Source organism: Burkholderia sp. SIMBA_051 (assembly GCF_046534915.1).
Lineage (GTDB): Bacteria > Pseudomonadota > Gammaproteobacteria > Burkholderiales > Burkholderiaceae > Burkholderia > Burkholderia ambifaria.
Map to the genome: position 1 here is coordinate 202,505 of NZ_JAWRXS010000011.1, position 15,349 is coordinate 217,853.

17 protein-coding genes are annotated in these 15,349 nt (G+C 65.5%); 8 read left to right on the forward strand and 9 right to left on the reverse strand.

What is annotated here, in order from left to right; genetic code table 11:
- Positions 1-673: 673 nt before the first annotated feature.
- The gene (locus SB771_RS25975) at positions 674-1,690 is read right to left on the reverse strand and encodes a 1-aminocyclopropane-1-carboxylate deaminase (protein ID WP_175659811.1); all 1,017 of its coding nucleotides are present in this window, start codon (positions 1,688-1,690) and stop codon (positions 674-676) included.
- Between the two features lie 197 nt (positions 1,691-1,887).
- Here SB771_RS25975 and SB771_RS25980 point away from each other — a divergent pair, with 197 nt between their 5' ends.
- Both SB771_RS25980 and poxB read left to right on the forward strand, forming a co-directional pair.
- Positions 1,888-2,388, forward strand: a complete 501-nt coding sequence (locus SB771_RS25980) for an Lrp/AsnC family transcriptional regulator (protein WP_011660086.1) — start codon at positions 1,888-1,890, stop codon at positions 2,386-2,388.
- A gap of 266 nt (positions 2,389-2,654) precedes the next feature.
- Positions 2,655-4,376 carry a ubiquinone-dependent pyruvate dehydrogenase gene (gene poxB, locus SB771_RS25985; protein ID WP_175660139.1) on the forward strand — a complete coding sequence of 574 codons (1,722 nt, stop codon included), beginning with the start codon at positions 2,655-2,657 and terminating at the stop codon, positions 4,374-4,376.
- Between the two features lie 22 nt (positions 4,377-4,398).
- On the opposite strand, the gene SB771_RS25990 is transcribed toward poxB, so the two are convergent.
- A complete protein-coding gene (locus SB771_RS25990; protein WP_175659810.1) occupies positions 4,399-4,641 on the reverse strand; it encodes a hypothetical protein in 243 nt (80 codons plus the stop codon).
- A gap of 201 nt (positions 4,642-4,842) precedes the next feature.
- On the opposite strand from SB771_RS25990, the gene SB771_RS25995 reads away from it, so the two are divergent.
- Entirely contained in the window at positions 4,843-5,433 is a 591-nt protein-coding gene (locus SB771_RS25995; RefSeq protein ID WP_105833681.1) for a class I SAM-dependent methyltransferase, read from the forward strand.
- Positions 5,434-5,490: 57 nt separating this feature from the next.
- On the opposite strand, the gene SB771_RS26000 is transcribed toward SB771_RS25995, so the two are convergent.
- Complete coding sequence (locus SB771_RS26000) at positions 5,491-6,627, reverse strand: acyltransferase family protein (protein ID WP_175659809.1); 1,137 nt, start codon at positions 6,625-6,627, stop codon at positions 5,491-5,493.
- A gap of 450 nt (positions 6,628-7,077) precedes the next feature.
- Here SB771_RS26000 and SB771_RS26005 point away from each other — a divergent pair, with 450 nt between their 5' ends.
- Positions 7,078-7,644, forward strand: a complete 567-nt coding sequence (locus SB771_RS26005) for a hypothetical protein (RefSeq protein WP_175659808.1) — start codon at positions 7,078-7,080, stop codon at positions 7,642-7,644.
- Positions 7,645-7,674: 30 nt separating this feature from the next.
- Here the strand turns inward: SB771_RS26005 and SB771_RS26010 are convergent, their stop codons facing one another.
- On the reverse strand, positions 7,675-8,550 hold the full coding sequence (locus SB771_RS26010) for a LysR family transcriptional regulator (RefSeq protein ID WP_012365223.1): 876 nt from the start codon (positions 8,548-8,550) through the stop codon (positions 7,675-7,677).
- 160 nt (positions 8,551-8,710) lie between these two features.
- Here SB771_RS26010 and SB771_RS26015 point away from each other — a divergent pair, with 160 nt between their 5' ends.
- The gene (locus SB771_RS26015) at positions 8,711-10,039 is read left to right on the forward strand and encodes a DUF3422 family protein (RefSeq protein ID WP_175659807.1); all 1,329 of its coding nucleotides are present in this window, start codon (positions 8,711-8,713) and stop codon (positions 10,037-10,039) included.
- A gap of 30 nt (positions 10,040-10,069) precedes the next feature.
- Positions 10,070-10,270, forward strand: a complete 201-nt coding sequence (locus tag SB771_RS26020; protein ID WP_175659806.1) for a hypothetical protein — start codon at positions 10,070-10,072, stop codon at positions 10,268-10,270.
- Positions 10,271-10,315: 45 nt separating this feature from the next.
- Here SB771_RS26020 and SB771_RS26025 read toward each other — a convergent pair whose 3' ends face one another.
- From SB771_RS26025 to SB771_RS26035, 3 genes are read right to left on the reverse strand one after another with little or no spacing between them, the layout of a single operon-like run.
- Positions 10,316-10,786, reverse strand: coding sequence for a DUF3304 domain-containing protein (locus tag SB771_RS26025; RefSeq protein WP_175659805.1), 471 nt, complete (start codon positions 10,784-10,786; stop codon positions 10,316-10,318).
- Positions 10,787-10,803: 17 nt separating this feature from the next.
- Complete coding sequence (locus tag SB771_RS26030; RefSeq protein WP_175660138.1) at positions 10,804-11,283, reverse strand: DUF3304 domain-containing protein; 480 nt, start codon at positions 11,281-11,283, stop codon at positions 10,804-10,806.
- A gap of 17 nt (positions 11,284-11,300) precedes the next feature.
- Positions 11,301-11,783 carry a DUF3304 domain-containing protein gene (locus tag SB771_RS26035; RefSeq protein ID WP_175659804.1) on the reverse strand — a complete coding sequence of 161 codons (483 nt, stop codon included), beginning with the start codon at positions 11,781-11,783 and terminating at the stop codon, positions 11,301-11,303.
- A 511-nt stretch (positions 11,784-12,294) separates the two neighbouring features.
- Between SB771_RS26035 and SB771_RS26040 the strand changes: the two genes are divergently transcribed.
- Positions 12,295-12,729: a GNAT family N-acetyltransferase gene (locus tag SB771_RS26040; protein ID WP_175659803.1), complete on the forward strand. Its 435-nt coding sequence runs from the start codon at positions 12,295-12,297 to the stop codon at positions 12,727-12,729.
- Positions 12,730-12,744: 15 nt separating this feature from the next.
- Here the strand turns inward: SB771_RS26040 and SB771_RS26045 are convergent, their stop codons facing one another.
- On the reverse strand, positions 12,745-13,641 hold the full coding sequence (locus tag SB771_RS26045) for a LysR family transcriptional regulator (RefSeq protein WP_006749418.1): 897 nt from the start codon (positions 13,639-13,641) through the stop codon (positions 12,745-12,747).
- Between the two features lie 122 nt (positions 13,642-13,763).
- On the opposite strand from SB771_RS26045, the gene tam reads away from it, so the two are divergent.
- Positions 13,764-14,555 carry a trans-aconitate 2-methyltransferase gene (tam, locus tag SB771_RS26050; RefSeq protein ID WP_175659802.1) on the forward strand — a complete coding sequence of 264 codons (792 nt, stop codon included), beginning with the start codon at positions 13,764-13,766 and terminating at the stop codon, positions 14,553-14,555.
- A 39-nt stretch (positions 14,556-14,594) separates the two neighbouring features.
- On the opposite strand, the gene SB771_RS26055 is transcribed toward tam, so the two are convergent.
- Complete coding sequence (locus SB771_RS26055; RefSeq protein WP_175659801.1) at positions 14,595-15,185, reverse strand: GNAT family N-acetyltransferase; 591 nt, start codon at positions 15,183-15,185, stop codon at positions 14,595-14,597.
- Between the last annotated feature and the right edge of the window lie 164 nt (positions 15,186-15,349).

The following is a 15,349-nucleotide window of genomic DNA, read 5'->3' on the forward strand; positions in this document are numbered from 1 at the left end:
GTTTTGTCGGATTTTTTGAATTTTGATGCGATTCGCTGACCGGGTGACGACGCCGAGGATCAGGACGGGACCGATATGCAGCATCCGCGCGGGCCCAGTTGGTTCAATGTTCGATGCGCCGGCCCGTATCTCGAATACGGCGGCGAGGGCGGCGTGCCACGCCCTGTCCTGCACGCTGGTGCTGGTTGATGCGGGTAAGTGTGCCGACGGAAATCGGCATGCCATACGGCAGGCCCGATGCAGTGGTCATGACATCGCGCAGGTTGACGGTGGCAATGCGGCCGGCGCTTTGCAGGAACGGGCCGGCGCCGTCTGGCCGGGATCGAAGATGATCGGGCGGCCGATCGTGTCGCCGGGCACGCGGCGGTCGCCTGGATCACACGGAATGCCCATTCCAGTCCGCTTCGCTGCATCCATTGGATGTGGAGCCGCTATCTGTCGACCAACAGCAGGTTCCTGGTGATGCTGGCGAGCGCGTATGTGTCCCGGTTGATTCGGCGAAAGGGAGCGTTCGACACACGGTAGATCCGTTTTGGCCGCATGCGTGCTGGTCGTATCTGCTTGCCAGACAGGTCGGCAGGAGGATTGCGCCACTATCGATCGAACTTCGGAGGTTCAGGTGCCTGCTTTGCAGGACAGCCATGAGTTCATGGAGCAACCCCGCCCGATCGCCTCAACCCTCCCGAAAAATCCCGCTATACGCGCTCAACGCCGGCACGCCGCCGAGATGCGCATACAGCACCTTCGACCCGGGCTCGAATTCCCCGCGCCGCACCTTGTCGATCATCCCGTGCATCGACTTCCCCTCGTAGACCGGATCCGTCAGCATGCCTTCGAGCCGTGCGCACAGGCGAATCGCTTCGAGCGTGCCGTCGTTCGGCAGCCCGTATTCGGGGCCGGCGTAGCGCGTGTCGAGCACCACGTCCGCTTCGGTGATCGGCCTGCCGAGATCGACGAGTTCGGCGGTGTGCCGCGCGATGCGCTTGATCTGTTCGTGCGTGCGCTCGGGCGTCGCCGACGCGTCGATGCCGATCACGCGATCCGCGCGCCCGTCGGCCGCGAAGCCGACGACCATCCCCGCCTGCGTGCTGCCCGTCACCGAGCACACGACGATGTAGTCGAACTTGAAGCCGAGTTGCGCCTCCTGCGCACGCACTTCTTCCGCGAAACCGACGAAGCCGAGCCCGCCGAGCGGATGCTCCGAGCAGCCGGCCGGAATCGGGTAAGGCTTGCCGCCCGCCTGCCGCACGCTCTCCATCGCTTCTTCCCAGCTGCGGCGAATGCCGATGTCGAAGCCGTCGGACACGAGCCGCACGTCCGCGCCCATCATGCGCGACAACTGGATGTTGCCGACGCGGTCGTACACGGGGTCTTCGTAGTTCACCCAGTGTTCCTGCACGAGCACGCACTTCATCCCGAGATGCGCGGCGACGGCCGCGACCTGGCGGGTCTGGTTCGACTGCACGCCGCCGATCGACACGAGCGTGTTGGCGCCTTGCGCGAGCGCGTCGGGGACGAGGTATTCGAGCTTGCGCGTCTTGTTGCCGCCGAACGCGAGGCCGCTGTTGCAGTCCTCGCGCTTCGCATACAGCTCGACCTTGCCGCCGAGATGCGCGCTCAGGCGCTTGAGCGGCTGGATCGGCGTCGGGCCGAACGTGAGCGGATAACGGGAGAAACGTTGCAGGTTCATCGGCGGGCTCCGGAAGGCAGTGGACGGGGCGGGAAATCGGATCGTTCGGGCGCGGCCGGCAGGCCGTGTTCCGATGAGAAAAATGATAGGCAGAAGCGCAGGAAATGAGCTTGCGAAATAAATGGCGGTAGCCTACGTTATCGACGATACGGAAACGTCTTAGACAATTTTGATTCGTTGAGCGGGAGGATGACGCAATGAAATTAGATCGAGGCAGTGCATCGCCGGCCGACGCCGCACCGGCGCTCGATCGCATCGACCGCGCGATCCTGCGGCAACTGCAGCAGGACGCGTCGATCTCCAACGTGAGCCTCGCGGCGAAGGTGAAGCTGAGCGCGCCGGCGTGCTTGCGGCGCGTCGAGCGGCTGAAGGAAATGGGGTTGATCCGCGGCATCGTCGCGTTGCTCGATCCGAAGCCGCTCGGTGCCGGGATGCTGGTCGTGATCGGCTTCGTGCTGGATCGTTCGACGCCGGAGGCGTTCGCCGCATTCGAGAAGGCCGCGCAGAAAGTGTCGGGGTGCGTCGAATGCCACGTGGTGACCGGCGAGTTCGACTATTTCATGCTGGTGCGCACGCGCGATAACGAGAGCTTCAACCGGTTGCACGCCGAACAGCTGCTGTACCTGCCCGGCGTGCGGCAGGTGCGCTCGTTCATGGTGCTCAAGGAGATCCTGTCGACGCATGCGCTGCCGTTGTAGCTTCGGCGGCGCGACTCGCACTCGCCGTCCCGACGAGCCGCCAACCGGCCGGGGCCGGGCGCGAATCGACCTGCCGGCGCGGCTGGCGACGCAACGATGACGCCTGCCCGACAGCGCCAAAAACGGGCGAACGGCAGCGCTTCCGGGCACGATTGCGTCATCACGACGTTGCTTCGAACGATCGCGTATGCTCGTTCCGTCAGCGGCGATGACGGCTGCCGTTGCCGGATCAATCGTGTAACGACCGAACGACGAGCGAGGGCATGATGGCAAGACAGACGATGGCGGAATACCTGGCGAAGACGCTGGCGGCAGCGGGCATCGAGCGCATCTGGGGGGTGACGGGCGACAGCCTGAACGGGCTGTCATTCAGCCTGAGCCAGATGGGCTCGATCCGCTGGATGCATACGCGCCATGAGGAAAGCGCCGCGTTCGCGGCCGGCGCGGATGCGGCATCGACCGGCCGGCTCGCGGTGTGCGCGGGCAGCTGCGGCCCCGGCAACCTGCACCTGATCAACGGCTTGTACGACTGCCACCGCAATCACCAGCCGGTGCTCGCGATCGCCGCGCACATTCCGTCGACCGAGATCGGTCTCGGCTACTTCCAGGAAACCCATCCGCAGGAACTGTTCCGCGAATGCAGCCATTTCGCGGAACTCGTGACCAACGCGTCCCAGTTCCCGCGCGTGCTCGCCCGCGCGATGCGCACGGCGATCGAGGAACGCGGCGTCGCGGTGATCGTGCTGCCGGGCGACATCGCGCTCGGCGACGGCCCCGAAGAAGCGCCCGCGTGGAGCGAATCGGCGCCGCCGTCGATCCTGCCGGCCGACGCCGATCTCGACCGGCTCGCGGCGCTGCTCAATGCATCGGACGCGGTCACGCTGCTGTGCGGCAGCGGCACGCAGGGCGCGCACGACGAAGTGGTCGCGCTGGCCGACACGCTCGGCGCGCCGGTCGTGCATGCGCTGCGCGGCAAGCAGTTCGTCGAATGGGACAACCCGTTCGACGTCGGGATGACGGGGCTGATCGGCTTCAGCTCGGGCTATCACGCGATGGAATCGTGCGACACGCTGCTGATGCTCGGCACGGATTTCCCGTACCGCCCGTTCTATCCGGCCAACGCGAAGATCGTGCAGATCGACTGGAAGGGCTCGCAGCTCGGCCATCGCGCGCCGCTCGCGCTCGGGCTCGTCGGCACCGTGAAGGAAACGATCGCGGCGCTGCTGCCGCGCCTCACGCGCAAGACGCAGCGGCGCTTCCTCGAGAATGCGCTGAAGCACTACGCGGCCGCGCGAAAGGGGCTCGACGATCTCGCGGTGGCGGAGCCGCCGGGCCGCGCGATCCATCCGCAATACCTGACGAAGATCGTCGACGAAGTCGCGGCCGACGACGCGATCTTCACGGCCGACGTCGGCACGCCCACATTGTGGGCCGCGCGCTACCTGACGATGAACGGCAAGCGCCAGCTGCACGGCTCGTTCAATCACGGCTCGATGGCCAACGCGATGCCGCAGGCGCTCGGCGCGCAGGGCGCGCATCCGGGGCGGCAGGTCGTGTCGCTGTCGGGCGACGGCGGGCTGTCGATGCTGCTCGGCGATCTGCTGAGCGCGCGGCAACTCAACCTGCCGATCAAGATCGTCGTCTACAACAACAGCCTGCTCGGCTTCGTGTCGATGGAGCTGAAGGCGGCCGGCTATCTCGACACGAACGTCGACCTGAGCCCGACCGACTTCGCGGCGATCGCGAAGGGCGCGGGGATCTTCAGTGTGCGCGTCGAGCATTCGGAGAACGTCGAGCACGCGCTGCGCACCGCGTTCGCGCACGACGGGCCGGCGGTCGTCGACGTCGTCACGTCGAAGTACGAACTCGCGATGCCGCCGAAGATCGAGATCGCGCATGCGAAGGGGTTCAGCCTGTTCATGCTGCGCGCGATCCTGAGCGGGCGCGGCGACGAGATCGTCGAGCTGGCGCGGACCAACCTGCGGTGAGGTGGCGGGGCGGCGCGAACCGTCAGTCGGTCAACGTGTCGCCCCCGGCAGCCGTCCATTCGCGCACGGCCTGCACGAACAGTCGCAGTGCGGCCGGCGGATGGCGGATCCGACCCGATGACCGGTTGCGGGCGATCGCGGCGTCGTTCGGCGCGTTGTCGAGATCGGCGACGGCGGCCCGCACGCGCAGCAGCACGTCGGCGAGCGCTACCCCGCGCAGCTTCAGCAGCGCGTCGACCGCTGAGTGGGTGTTCGGCGGCGGCATACCCGCCTCGATGGCGCAATCAGGCACAATCTTCATGTCGCCTTAAGTTTGCGTTTCCTAGAATCGATTGATCGCCGCTTCGCCGCGGCGGATCGATTTGTCGAGGAGGATGCACGTGAAAATGCCCGATGTCGTCGTACCCCTGTTTCCAACGCTCATCGGCACGTCGAAGCTGAACGCGCAACCGCGCAAGGTGGGCCGATGATCTGGCCGAACGCGTTGCGCGTCTCGGCATTGTTCGTACGCGAGTGGGTCGGCCGCCCGGCCGCGGTGGGCGCGTTGTGCCCAAGTTCGCGGCATCTGGCGCGCGAGATGGCCGATGTGGTGCCGGATGGCGACGGGCTCGTCGTCGAGCTCGGCGGCGGCACCGGCGCGATCACCGCCGCGCTGCTCGAGCGTGGCGTCGCGCCGCGGCGCCTCGTCGTCGTGGAGCGGTCGCCGGCGTTCGTCCAGCACCTGCGGCGGCGCTTTCCCGGTATCTCGATCGTGTCGGGCGACGCTCGGCAGCTCGAGCGGCTGCTGCCGAGCGACGCGCGGGTCGACGCGATCGTGTCGTGCCTGCCGCTGCGCACGCTGCCGCGCCAAGCCGTGACGGCGATCGTCAACCAGTGCCAGCGCGTGCTGGCGGTCGACGGGGTGATGATCCAGTTCACCTACGACCTGCGCTCACCCGACCGTCATCCGCTGGGCGATCCGGCATTTGTTGCCGACGCCAGCCGGATCGTGTGGGCAAATATTCCGCCCGCGCGCATCGTGACGATGCGCCGCGCCGCCATCGGAGAGGTGGCGTGATGCCGGTGTGATACCGCGCTTCCTTTCATCGACCCTGCAAGTGCTTCCGGATGCGGCTCATGCCGCAGCGTCCGGCATGCGTGCCGCAGGTCGCGACGCGGCCTGCCGGATGAAGCGATCGAGCGGCGTCGCATAGCCGCGCGCGATGACCGCGCTCAATGCAGCCGACAACACCAGATAGGCGACGAGCAACACGAGCTTGTCGTCGCCGTGCATCGCGGACGGCGGCCACACCGTGCGCAGCGCGCCGAGCGCGATCAGGTGGAACAGGTACAGCTCGTAGCTGAGCCGGCCGCTCCAGCGCAGCGGCGCGAGCACGCGAGCCTGCGCTTGCTCGCCGTGCGCCTGCGCGCCCATCAGCAGCACGGCGGTGCCGAGCGCCATCGCGGATACGCCGAGCACATGGCTTTGCGCAATCGGCCATGCGAGATAAAGCACGGTCATGGCGATCGCCGTCAGCCATTGCACGGGCGCGGCCGCCAGCCGCTGCCAGCCCGCGCGCCCGGCCAGCAACGCCGTGCAGCAGCCGATCGCGATGCCGTCGAAGCACGCGAAATACGCATACAGAAACCCGGCTTCGTCGCCCGCATGCGTGAAGCGGTACACGGGACCGATCGCGGCGATCGCCAGCCAGAACGCGAACAGGCGCGCGTCGCGGCGCAGCGCGATGCACAGCAGCGGAAACGACAGGTAGAACACCTCCTCCACCGACAGCGACCACAGCACGCCGAGTGCATAGTTGACCCACCCGTATGCGCCGATCAGCACGTTCATCCAGAACGTCAGCGACGCGAGATTCACGAGCCAGAACGACACGGCGATACCCTGCGGCGCGTGGTTCGCGAAGATCGGCACGCCGGCTGCCGCCAGCGCGTTGACGAGGGCGAGCAGCAGGAGCAGGCAGGGGACGATACGCGCGATCCGCGAGATGTAGAACGTGCGCACGTCTATCGCGCCGAGGCTGCCCCAGCGGCGGCGTGCATTCGACGTGATCAGGTAGCCGGAGATCGCGAAGAACATCGTCACGCCGTAGTTGCCGTTGCGGACCACCGCATGCACGGCATCCCAGCCGAACATGTGCGCGATGGACGTGTCGCGCAGCGAATACGGAATGTTGAAGTGATGCAGCAGGACGAGCAGCATCGACACGCCGCGCAGCATGTCGATCCGCGCATTGCGCAGGCCGGCGCTCATCGCGGCTGCAGGGCGTGCGCCTGCGGGAGCGCGTTGCCTGAACCGGGGCCAGTGTCGGGTCGTGCGTCGAGCAGCGTGAGGTGCCGGTGTTTCAAGCGAGACTCCATCGGATCGGGGCGGGGCTGAATTCGCCGGATGCAAGCGGGGTCCGGCATCGCGGACGCCGAACATCGAGGCGGCACACAGTGTATCGGCGCAGCGTGGGCGGTGGTCCTGTCAGCGTTGACGGGCACCGGCAGCGCAGCCCGCATGCCGTTTTTTGCACCGCAACCCCGTTTTTTTGCACGGTATTGATGCGGTGCCTTCTAAACTGGGTTCGTCAGGCCGGGAACACCGATTGCTTGCAGTCGATTCGTCGCCGTTTTATCGGCCGCCGGGCTCCGCCGGCCGGTCGCAGCGGACGTTTGTGCGCCGCGTCGAATGCGGCGCTGCCTTCGCCAAGGAGGATCCATGTACCTCACGGAAGAAGTACACACCGCGCGTCCCGCTAGCCGTCGCGTGCGCGTGGTGACGCTGCCGTCGAGCAGACAGCTCGCGCGGCAGTTGCTGGTGACGGTTCGCGCGGCGGACGTGCTGCTGCGCCAAGCGATCCGGTTGCCGGATCGCCATCAATGGTCGGTCGACATCGAACGCGTCGACGCGGCCGGCGGCCCGCTGGCCGCGTGGGATTCGCATGTGACGTTTCGCATCGCGAAGGTATTCGAGTCGGGCGTCGACGCGAACACGCGTGCCGGCGATCCCGATCAGGTTGCAGTCGAGATCCGGTTGTTTCTGCCCGAGCAGGCGTATATGGGCGAGCAGCGCGTCGGCATCTTCGGTCGACGGCACGGCAACCGGTTCGGCGCGACGCTGTCGGTGACGGCCGGGTCGCAGTGGGGCGGCCGACGCAACGAATGCGTTCCGCCCGCCGGACGGCACGTGCACGGCGACACGCTCGAGGCGCTCGTCGACACGGTGGCAGGCATCGTCAACGCCGCGTTGCTCGCGGCCGGCCATCCGCGGCCCGGCGATTCGTGACGGTTCGCGCGGCGCACGCCTGCCCGCGCTTCAGGCATCGCCGGCCTGGCCGGTTTGCCGCTGCAGGTCTTCCATCAACTGATCCGCGAGAAAGTCGCAGGGCGGGCGCTTCGATTTCGTGCTGCGCGCGAGGATCAGCTCGAGCGGCGGCAGGTCGGGCAACCCGTGCGAGCGGCCGAGCATCGACAGTTGCGCGGGAATCGCGCAGCGCGCGAGCGGCGCGACCGCAAGGCCGGCCTCGACCATGCTGAGCAACCCGAGCAGGCTCGGGCTTTCATAGGAAGTCCGGAACGGCAGCTTCGCGCGTTCGAGGCTGCGGATCGCGTTCTCGCGCGCGACGCTGCCCGGCATGAACACCGCGATCGGCAGCGGCCGTTCTTCCCAAACGCGCGGCCCGTTCGTCATCGCGGCCCACGCCATCGGCTCGTGGCGGATGAAGTCGCCGGACAGCCCCTTGATGCGCGTGCCGCATACGAGATCGACGGTGCCCTCCTTCAAGAGCGGCGCGAGCGCGCTGCTCGGCAGCCCGATCACCTGGATCTCGACCTTCGGATAGGTCGCCGAGAACTTCTTCAGCACCGACGGCAGCAGCGACGACGCATAGTCGTCCGGCACGCCGATCACCACCTTACCGGTCACTTCCGGCCGCACCACGGCCGCCCACGCCTCGTCGCGCAGCGCCAGCATTCGTCTGGCGAATCCGAGCAAGACCTCGCCTTCGCGCGTGAGCACGATGCTGCGCGGCTTGCGGACGAACAGTGGCCGGCCGATCGCGTCCTCGAGGCTCTTGATCTGCATGCTCACGGCCGACTGCGAGCGGTTCACCGCTTCGGCCGCGCGGGTCATGTTGCCGGTTTCCGCGACGGCGACGACGGTGGCCAGCACGTCGTGATCGAGCATCTTCATCGGTATCAGGAAAACTGAACGTAACGATCAGCATTATGCGTTTTTATTGTCGCTATGTGTCTGCCATAGTGGAATCGAGCCCGCCGTATCGTTCGATGTGGTTGGGCCATCAAGCCGGCGTGCCGGTATGCGGCGTTGAACAGGGAAGAGTGGTGTACCGATGATGGATCATCCGTTGCGCGCCGCACTGGCCGCCGAATTGCATGCCCGGCCATTCCTGCGGCTCGCCGAGGCCGTATCGCTCACGCATTACGCGATCTACACCGACGGCCAGCCCGACATCCACGAAACGCTGCTGCACGCGCTGTGCCGCGACACCGGCATCGCCGTGCCGCAAGACGGCGCGACCCACTACGCGGTGCAGTCGCCGTGCGGCTGGCATTTGAAGTGGGAGCGCCACACCGAATTCTCGACCTTCACGTTCGTCGCGCCGCGTCGCGACACCGGCTATTTCGACGATCTCGCGATCGACGGGATCCCGGCCGCCTGGTTCGCGCGGCTCGCGGGCATCCGCTTCGTCGCGGTGCGCATGGAGTTGCTGTCGGGCGATGCCGCGCGGCTCGTGTGCGGCGACCTGCGCCGCTGGATCGACGGGCCCGCGCTCGTCGGCAGCAACGTGCTCGGCGGCGGCAAGGTGTTCTGCGACTGGCACGTGCGCGACGACGGCTTCATGCGCTTTCTCGTCGTCGACGAGGATTTCCGCGAGGAACAGGGCGGGCGGCTGCTGCAGCGTCTGTATGAAATCGAGACGTACCGGATGATGGCGCTGCTCGCGTTGCCGGTCGCGCGGCGGATGAGCCGCGAACTCGACGAGATTCACGCGGCGCTGCATGCGCTGATGCAGCGGATGGACGCGAGCGGCGCCGACGGCGACGACGCGGCCCTGCTCGTGAAGCTCACGCATCTTGCGGTGCGGGTCGAAGCGCTGTCGGGGTCCGGCGGCCGCTTCAGCGCGTCGCGTGCGTACGAAAAGCTCGTGCTGGCGCGCATCCAAGAATTGCGCGAGGAGCGCATCGAAGGGATGCCGACGATCGCGGAATTCATGGAGCGGCGCTTCGCACCGGCGATGGAAACCTGCCGCAGCGTGTGGGCGCGTCATGAGCAGATCGCCGCGCGGATCGCGCGAGCAGTCGACCTGCTGCGTACGCGCGTGAATCTTGCGCAGGAAAAGGACGTGACGCGGCTGCTGGTCGGCATGGAGCGCACGGCGCGCAATCAGTTGCATTTGCAGCACGCCGTCGAAGGGCTGTCGGTGGCGGCCATTTCGTACTACGTGCTGTCGCTTGCGACCGCGGCGTTCAAGACGCTGCACGTGATGAACCTGCCGGTCGATCCCGAACTGGCGGAAGGCCTGCTGATCGCGCCGGTCGTGTTCGCGGTGATTCACATCACGCGACGCACGCGCGCGCAGCTCGCGCGGTCGGAGGCCGCGCATGACGGTGCATCCGTGCCGACGGTGCATGCGGCGGCGTTGAAGCAGGCGAATTAGAACATCAATGACATATCAAAAGGAGTGGAGATGACTTTTACGCAAACGCAAGCTCAGTTTTTCACTGGCCTCGACGCATTCGACGAGCCGATGTGGGACGAATCCGGTTCGCCGGAAGAGGCGCGCGTGACGTCGTATCAGGCCGTGCTGCAGGAGCCGATGACGTCGCTCGTCGGCGGTACGATGGATCGGCCGGATGTCGCGGCGGTGGCGATTCTTGGGTATAACTGACGCGGTGTTGGGCGTGGTCTTGATGCGGGCAAGCTGACGGCTGCGTTAGTTTGCCGCGTTCGGGCGGGCGAATGGGATGTGCGGATCGGTCGGATAGTCGACCCACTGTGCTTCGATTTTTCGACCGGGGAGGAAGTGGAATTCAATATATCCCTGGGATTTGTTCGGCAAGGACGGTACCGAAATGTTCGTTTCGTACACCTCGGACGGTAAGTTGTTCTTGTACTGATCCTGAGTCAACTCGTACTCGATCTTGATGTGCCAGATCTTTTTGCCGCGTGGTATGTCCATGCAGCATACGGATTTTCCACCGCCCCCGGGTTTGTGGGCGGTAGAACCACCTGCTCCAAACCCGTCGATCGTGAAGCTGTAGATGCTTCTGTCGGTATAGTTGTAACCGATGACATGGTATGGCCCGTAGCTCGCTGTTTGTGCATGCACCCACCCCGCACCACCGAGCAGTAGCGCGGCGATCGCGATCGGGCGACGAATGAGGCGGGGAAGAAAATTCAGCATATCGTTGTTCCTGTCACTCAGTTCGTCGTGGACGAAGCCTTGTTCATTGTATTCATGTTGCGCGGATCGGTCGGATAGTCGACCCATTTGGCTTCGATCTTGCGGTCGGGCAGGAAATGGAATTCGATGTATCCGTCGTGCCTATTGGGTAACGAGGGGACAGGGATGTCAGTTTCGTATACATCGTTCGGCAAATCTTTTTTGTACTGCTCCCGAGTCAGTTCGTAGACGATCTTGATATGCCATGTCTTTCTGTTTCGCGGCACGCTCATGCAACATACCGTTCCTCCACCTCCACCCGATTCATGTGCGTTGGAACCTCCGGCTCCAAAGCCATCGATCGTAAAAAGCGCAATGCTTCGATCCGTGTAGTTGTAGCCGATCACGCGATAAGGACCGTAGCTGGCGGTCTGCGCGTGTACCCACCATGCCCCGCCAAGCAGTAGCACAGCGACGACGATCGGATTGCGAATGAGGCGATGAAGAAAATTCAACATGTCGATGTTCTTGCCGCTCAGTTCGCAGGCAACGCATTGCCCGTTGTATTCGGGTTGCGTGGATCTGTCGGGGATGCCGCCCATCGCGCCTCGATCTTATGTTCCGGTCGGAAGTAAAACTCGATATACCCGCCGTGCTTGTCGGGAAGCGGCGGAATGGCGATGTCCGTTTCGAAAACGTCGTTAGGCAGGTTGTTCCTGTACTGCTCGGGCGTCAATTCGTACCGAAGCTTGATGTGCCAGGTCTTCTTGTTGCGCGGGACTTCCATGCAGCACACGGTTCCACCGCCACCACCGGGTTGGTGTGCGCGAACGTTACCTGCACCAAATCCGTCAATGTTGACGCTGTAGATACTGCGATCAGCGAAGTTGTATCCGATGACGCGGTATGGGCCGTAGCTCTGAATCTGAGCATGCACCCACCACGCGCTACCGAGTAGCCCGACGGCGACCACGATCGGTTCGCGAACGATACGGCGCATCACGCTCAATATGTCCATGATTCCATCGATCGATCCATCAAATTCACCAGTCTAGCGGGTGTCCGGAACATGCGCGCCGATCCGGCGAGCAACCCATTGCGAGACAATTTTCCTGTCGGGAAGAAAGTGGAACGCGACCTATCCGCAATGCTTGCCCGGCAGTGTGGGTATCGGAATATCTGTCTCGGAAACTTCATTCGGTCGATTTCGTTGAGCCTCTTCGCGAGTCAGGTCGTACACGATCCCGATGTGCCAGGTATCTTTCCCGGCGGTACCTCGAGACAGCATACGATGTCGCTGCCGCCTTGTGACTCGTTCGCATACGCGCCTCCGGCTCCGAAATCATCGATCTGATTGACGTAAGCCCCGCGGACGTCGCAAGCGCCGCTCGGGGCCGGACGCATACGCGTGGTCAGCGCGCCCGCAAGCCCGCCTCGCGTCGCGCAAACGCCTGACGCGCTATAGTCGTGCGACACCGGCTGCGGACGCTCCGCACATCCGGCCGTCCATTCACGCACGCCTTCATTCCATGACCGCGCATCCCGCTGTTTCCCTTCAGCTGACCGACACCGAGCAGCCGGCCGCCCGTGACTTCATCAGCCGCAAGCTCGGCGAATTCAACCATGCGATGACGGGCCGCGCCGATACGGCGGCGCTCGACGTCTACGTGACCGATCCCGCGACCGGCGAGGTATTGGGTGGCCTCACCGGGCGGACGTCGCTAGGCCTATTCTTCATCGATCTCTTCTACCTGCCGGAATCGCTGCGCGGCGGCGGCTTCGGCAGCCGCATGCTGCGCGAGGCCGAAGCGGAGGCGAAGCGGCGCGGCTGCGCCCGCGCGGTGCTTTACACGATCACGTTCCAGGCGCCGGATTTCTACCGCAAGCACGGCTACGAGGTATTCGGCGAAGTGCCGTGCGAGCCGGAGGGTGCGGCGCGCGTGTTCATGGTCAAGACGCTTTGAGCGATATCGCTCGATTCACCGCCCCGGCGTCGCGCGCTCGACGATCATGTCGTACAGTGCCTGCGCCGCGGGCGACAACTGCGCGGCCTTGCGTTTGACCAGCACGAGCGTGCGCGACACCGACGGTTCGACGAGCTCGATCGTGCGGATCATCGGATACGCGTTCTTCTGGACCGCGAGCTTCGGCACCACGGCCGCGCCAAGACCTTCCGCGACAAGCCCGAGCGCGGTCGAACTGCGCTGCACCTCGTAGAACGAATGCAGCGACACGCCGCTCGTCTTCAGTGCACCGTCGAGCAGCCCGCGATTGCCGCTCACTTCACCCGCGAAGATCAGCGGATGCGGCTGCAGCGCCGCCCAGCGGATCCGCCGCCGCTTCGCGAGCGGATGATCGTCGCGGCAGACGAGCACGTACGGATCATGCGTGAGCGGCACGCTGACAAGTTCGGGATGCTGGTCGCCGGCGATGCTGATCCCGAATTCCGCTTCACGCCGCAGCACGGCTTGCAGCACCGACGCCGACGCGTGATCGAGGATCTTCACGCGATCGTGCGGCCGGTGCCCGGAGAACGCGCGCAGAATGCGGGGGAGATACTGCACGCCGACGGTGGGCACGCACGCGATCGTCACGTCGCCGCGCTGGCTGAGGCCCGTCTCGCGGATTTCGGTCAGCGCATCCGACAGCTCGTTCAGCAGGCGGCGCGCCTGCGGCAGGAAACGTCGGCCGATTTCGGTGAGGGTGGTGCGGCGCGTCGTGCGCTCGACCAGCGCGACGCCGAGAAACGACTCGAGCTTGCGCAGCCGTTGCGTGATCGCCGTTTGCGTGACGTGCAGCGTGTCGGCGGCTTGCCTGAAGCTGCCGCCGTCGGCGATCGCAACGAAAGCCTGGACACCAAGCGTATCGATTTTCATCAGAAATATGAATCAATGGCGATATTGAATTCATTTTACTGACGAACGCCGAAATCGCAGAATGTGCTGCATCGACGGCTGTCGATCTCCCGACGCCGTCCACGCCGACCAGGAGGCCTACCATGACGACCCCACCCGATCAATACGCGAAACAGTACGTGCGATTCGAAGACGAACGCACGCGGCCTGTCCGCGACCTGCTGGCCGCGGTGCCCGATACGCCGATCCGTACCGCGATCGACATCGGCTGCGGGCCGGGCAATTCGACCGAGGCGCTGATCGCGCGTGCGCCCGCCGCGACGGTCCGCGGCATCGACGCGTCGCCGGACATGATCGCGGCTGCCCGCAAGCGCCTGCCCGCGCTGCGTTTCGATCTGGCGGATGTTTCGACCTGGAGCGATCCGGGCGGCTATGACCTGATCCTGTCGAACGCGGTGCTGCAGTGGGTGCCCGCGCACGCCACGCTGTTTCCGTCACTCGTCGGCTGGCTCGCGCCGGGCGGCCATCTCGCGGTGCAGATGCCCGACAACCTCGACGAACCCGCGCACCGGCTGATGCGCGAAGTCGCCGCGGCCGGGCCGTGGGCGGACAAGTTGAAAGATGCCGCGCGTACTGAGCGGTTCGATGCACGGTACTACTACGCGCTGCTGTCGCCGATGTGTTCGCGAGTCGATGTATGGCGCACGACTTACTACCATCCGTTGAGCGGCGGCGCCGATGCGGTCGTCGAATGGTTCAAGGGCAGCGCGCTGCGGCCGTTCCTCGCGGCGCTGGACGACGACAGCGAACGCGACGCGTTCATCGCGCACTATCGCGACGCGCTCGCGGGACCGGACGGCTATCCGGTGCTCGACGACGGTGCCGTGCTGCTGCCGTTCCCGCGACTGTTCATCGTCGCGACGCGGAAGTCATGAAAAAGTAGGACGACGGTCGGCGCGGCGCGCGATTTCGCGTCAGGACAACGGCCGCATCGTTTCGGGATCGACGGTCCGGCTCTTCGCCGTCTGCCCGTCGCGCAGATCCTTGTACCAGAACAGCGCGACTTCCCCGTCGTTCACGCCGTCGGCGTACAGGAAGCGGTCGTGTCCGCCCACGACGAAGCCCGCGCGGGCGTACGTGCAGCAGGCCGCGACGTTGTTCGCCTGCGTTTCCAGCCGCATGAAGCCGAACCCGCGGCTGCGCGCCCACGCTTCCGCGGCCGCCAGCAGGTACTGGCCGATTCCTTGCCGCCGGCACGCGCGATCGACCGCGAGTTCCGCGATCTCGGCCATCCCGTTCCAGCTTTCGGTGATTGCGACGAATCCCGCGAGGCGCCCGCCCGCGGTCGCGCGGAACAGCGCGGTGCCGCCGCACGCCTCGCGCGCCCAGCCGGCCGGGTCGAAGCCGTAGTCCTTGCGTCGCACGGGCAGCGCGCGCAAGTCGAGCAGGTCGCGGTACGGCGCATTCAGTTCCCACGCGATCTCGAACGAGAAGTCGCATCCGTTCAGTTCGTCGGCGGGCAGATCGACCGCCTGTTCGATGCTGATATGCTCGGCTCGGTCCATGTGTCGGTGTCCTGTCTCGAGTGGCTGCGCTCGCACAATCCGTCCCCCCGCGGCGCCGTTCAACGCCCGATTATGCGGGATATCGGCGCGGACCCTGCCGCACGGTGGTTATCACCATCGGATTGGGATTTGTCGACGGTTCTGCACGCGCCTGTGGAAGAATG

Excerpts from the sequence above, each read along its gene's own strand:
- SB771_RS26020 (WP_175659806.1), top strand. The coding sequence starts at position 10,070 with ATGACTTTTACGCAAACGCAAGCTCAGTTTTTCACTGGCCTCGACGCA.
- SB771_RS25995 (WP_105833681.1), top strand. The coding sequence starts at position 4,843 with ATGATCTGGCCGAACGCGTTGCGCGTCTCGGCATTGTTCGTACGCGAG.
- SB771_RS26055 (WP_175659801.1), bottom strand. The coding sequence starts at position 15,185 with ATGGACCGAGCCGAGCATATCAGCATCGAACAGGCGGTCGATCTGCCC.
- poxB (WP_175660139.1), top strand. The coding sequence starts at position 2,655 with ATGGCAAGACAGACGATGGCGGAATACCTGGCGAAGACGCTGGCGGCA.
- SB771_RS26015 (WP_175659807.1), top strand. The coding sequence starts at position 8,711 with ATGATGGATCATCCGTTGCGCGCCGCACTGGCCGCCGAATTGCATGCC.
- SB771_RS25975 (WP_175659811.1), bottom strand. The coding sequence starts at position 1,690 with ATGAACCTGCAACGTTTCTCCCGTTATCCGCTCACGTTCGGCCCGACG.
- SB771_RS26025 (WP_175659805.1), bottom strand. The coding sequence starts at position 10,786 with ATGCTGAATTTTCTTCCCCGCCTCATTCGTCGCCCGATCGCGATCGCC.
- tam (WP_175659802.1), top strand. The coding sequence starts at position 13,764 with ATGACGACCCCACCCGATCAATACGCGAAACAGTACGTGCGATTCGAA.
- SB771_RS26045 (WP_006749418.1), bottom strand. The coding sequence starts at position 13,641 with ATGAAAATCGATACGCTTGGTGTCCAGGCTTTCGTTGCGATCGCCGAC.
- SB771_RS26030 (WP_175660138.1), bottom strand. The coding sequence starts at position 11,283 with ATGTTGAATTTTCTTCATCGCCTCATTCGCAATCCGATCGTCGTCGCT.
- SB771_RS26040 (WP_175659803.1), top strand. The coding sequence starts at position 12,295 with ATGACCGCGCATCCCGCTGTTTCCCTTCAGCTGACCGACACCGAGCAG.
- SB771_RS26005 (WP_175659808.1), top strand. The coding sequence starts at position 7,078 with ATGTACCTCACGGAAGAAGTACACACCGCGCGTCCCGCTAGCCGTCGC.
- SB771_RS26000 (WP_175659809.1), bottom strand. The coding sequence starts at position 6,627 with ATGAGCGCCGGCCTGCGCAATGCGCGGATCGACATGCTGCGCGGCGTG.
- SB771_RS25980 (WP_011660086.1), top strand. The coding sequence starts at position 1,888 with ATGAAATTAGATCGAGGCAGTGCATCGCCGGCCGACGCCGCACCGGCG.
- SB771_RS25990 (WP_175659810.1), bottom strand. The coding sequence starts at position 4,641 with ATGCCGCCGCCGAACACCCACTCAGCGGTCGACGCGCTGCTGAAGCTG.
- SB771_RS26035 (WP_175659804.1), bottom strand. The coding sequence starts at position 11,783 with ATGGACATATTGAGCGTGATGCGCCGTATCGTTCGCGAACCGATCGTG.
- SB771_RS26010 (WP_012365223.1), bottom strand. The coding sequence starts at position 8,550 with ATGAAGATGCTCGATCACGACGTGCTGGCCACCGTCGTCGCCGTCGCG.